Source organism: Youngiibacter multivorans (genome assembly GCF_017873395.1).
GTDB classification, from domain to species: Bacteria; Bacillota; Clostridia; order Clostridiales; family Clostridiaceae; genus Youngiibacter; species Youngiibacter multivorans.
The window spans coordinates 1-2592 of record NZ_JAGGKC010000062.1; the positions used below are offsets into that span (position 1 = coordinate 1).

The 2592-nt window shown below is 45.9% G+C and carries 3 protein-coding genes; all 3 read right to left on the reverse strand.

All coding sequences use genetic code 11. The features are described from left to right. Positions 1 to 100: 100 nt before the first annotated feature. The 3 genes from tnpC to tnpA all read right to left on the reverse strand — a co-directional run bounded on the left by tnpC (position 101) and on the right by tnpA (position 2510). Entirely contained in the window at positions 101 to 1618 is a 1518-nt protein-coding gene (gene tnpC, locus J2Z34_RS17430) for an IS66 family transposase (protein ID WP_245250917.1), read from the reverse strand. Positions 1619 to 1836: 218 nt separating this feature from the next. Continuing rightward, entirely contained in the window at positions 1837 to 2193 is a 357-nt protein-coding gene (tnpB, locus tag J2Z34_RS17435) for an IS66 family insertion sequence element accessory protein TnpB (RefSeq protein WP_209461147.1), read from the reverse strand. Then, complete coding sequence (gene tnpA, locus J2Z34_RS17440; protein WP_209461148.1) at positions 2190 to 2510, reverse strand: IS66 family insertion sequence element accessory protein TnpA; 321 nt, start codon at positions 2508 to 2510, stop codon at positions 2190 to 2192. Before tnpA ends, tnpB begins: the two co-directional genes overlap by 4 nt. Positions 2511 to 2592: the final 82 nt, after the last annotated feature.

Genomic DNA, 2592 nt, shown 5'->3' on the forward strand with positions numbered 1-2592 from the left:
GTAAGCGGAAATTGTTGTGCACATGGTGGCTATGCCTCAAGTTTGTGAAAATGGAATATGCCCAGAAAAATGAAAACCCCATCCGAAGATGAGGTTTTCACTAATTTTTGACTGGTAGCCTGCAGTTATCCGGAAGATCCGTCGACCACGGCATAAGTGAGTCGACCTCCGCCGGGTTATCCAGATCAATATTTGGAAGCTTTCCCAGCACATATGTCAGGTATGGGAATGGGTTGAGGTTGCTACCCTTAGCTGTCTCGATTAAGCTGAACACCACTGCGCTAGCTGTTGCTCCGCGAGTAGAGTTGCTGAAGAGAAAATTCTTTCTCGAGATGACAAATGGTTTTATGGAACGTTCCGAAAGATTGTTGCTTAGTTCAAGCCTTCCATCAAGAAGTACGTTTTTTAGCTTGTCCCATTGGTTTAATGCGTAGTTTACCGCCTGACCAAGCATTGACTTTGGAAGAGCCTGCTTTTTCTGGTTTAGCAGCCACAAGTGGAACTCATCCATCAGCGGCTTACTTCTTTTCATTCGCTCATCATAACGTTCCTCATCGGAGGCATGCTTAATAGACTCTTCTATCTTGAAGAGCTTGTCACAATGGTCAACGCCCTCTTGGGCGCGGGTAAACAGGATGCTGGAAGTGTCGCTTATCGCTATGGTGGCATCGTAAAATTTACGACGCGCATGAGACCAACAACCTACAAGCACTGCGTTATCAACACTGTTGTAACCAGAGTATCCGTCAGTATGAATATAGCCCTTGAACCCCGCCAGGAATATCTTGGGATTCCTGGCCTGACGGTTAGGCTTATAGTCATACAGGATAATCTGCCTGCCTCTGTCACCTGTTCGGTAAAGCCACATGTAGGAAGTGCTTTGTGGAGACTTGCCAACCTCCTTCAAAACCTGAAGTGTGGTTTCGTCCGCAAAGAGAACCTCCTCCTTCACGAGAATCTCATGCATCCTTTTGTACAGCACACTGAGCCAGTCATAGGATCCACGGATAATCCAGTTCGCAAGGTTGATCCTTGAGATGTTTATCCCGGTGTTCCTGAACTGGGTCTCCTGCCTGTACAGAGGGACTCCCTCAGAATACTTCCTAATCATGACATGAGCCATGAGGGAAGGTGACACGAAGCTTCCAGGCAGCACCGGTGCTGGCATAGGAGCCTTGACTATGGGCACTGTAGCTTCGGCATCCGATGAATTCTTTTCACAGTTTCTGCATGAGTAGACATTCTGGACATGCTCAATGACCTTTATCTGCACAGGTATTACCTGGATCTCTTTCCTGACAATGGTCTTCATGACATGTCTCTCGTTGCCGCATTTACCGCACAGCAAGTCATCTCCCTCAAGTCGGTACTCTATGGTCTCGACCGGGAGATCCTTGTATATTTCATTGTTTCTGCCTACCTTCTTCTTCCTGTCATAGATTATGGTCTCTATGGAAGGATCCGGAACCGATGTGTTGGCGTCCTTCTCGGCTTCGTTGAAGATGGACATCTGGTCCGCATCTGTCATTTCGCTGGATGCCCCGAACTTCTTGTGAGCTGAAAGGCGTATCTGTTCCTCATACCATTTGACCTTAGCCTGCAGCTGCTCAACCTCCATGCTGAGTTTCTCGTTCTTCTCCTCGAGTTCTGATTTCTCTGCCTCGACTTCCGCCAGTTTGCTGAAAATATCATCAACGTTGTATTCAGTTATATCAGTGGTCTTTGAATGTATTAAATCTATATTTTGCATAACACTATTATACCATATCTTGACCCAACGCACAAGAAAAAGCATTGAAAACCCTTGTTTTTCAATGCTTTTTTCAGCGACCACATCTATATCATTATTCTTTCAGCGACAGCTTTTCTAGCCCTTGGCTGGTTCATGGGAAGACCGTCAAGCAGCCATCCGAGTTCTCGTTCCGTAACTCCCATGGCTTTGCCTTCAGCATTGTCCGGCCACTTGAACTTTCCTTTCTCCAGGCGTTTGTAGTGAAGCCAGAACCCATCATGTTCCCATTGGAGTATCTTAAGCTTATCCTTGTTCCTGTTGCAGAAAACAAACAGACAGTTTGAAAAAGGATCAAGATCAAAACTGTACTGTACCAGGAGAGCCAATCCATTGATAGACTTCCTGAAATCCGTTGCCCCACACGCTAAATATACCTTGCCTATGGAATTCCGGATAATCATTTTGCAGCAAGCACCCTCAGTGCAATTTCGAACAGCTCTCTGCTTGCATCAGGACTTGCTTCTATGACTGTATTGCCGATTGAAATCCTCAGAGAGCTTCTTCCTTGTGATGCTGGAATCACAGCAGAGATCCAATCAACCTGATTGTCTTCCGAAGACCCTTCGACAACGCTATCTTCTTTCCTGATCCAGTACCTTAGCTTTGATTTGTTGATTCCATTGGACTCACACCAAAGGCTCACTGTTTGTCCACTCTCACGGAATGCCTGAACCTGTGCTTTCCAGAACTGCTGTAACTCCATTCTTGATGACGGCATGATAATCACTCCACTCGTATTGATGGTTTGATTATCTCAAAACACTTGTTTGGCTGCTATGTGCTGTACAATTTCCGCTTAC

Excerpts from the sequence above, each read along its gene's own strand:
- tnpB (WP_209461147.1), bottom strand. The coding sequence starts at position 2,193 with ATGATTATCCGGAATTCCATAGGCAAGGTATATTTAGCGTGTGGGGCA.
- tnpA (WP_209461148.1), bottom strand. The coding sequence starts at position 2,510 with ATGCCGTCATCAAGAATGGAGTTACAGCAGTTCTGGAAAGCACAGGTT.
- tnpC (WP_245250917.1), bottom strand. The coding sequence starts at position 1,618 with ATGGAGGTTGAGCAGCTGCAGGCTAAGGTCAAATGGTATGAGGAACAG.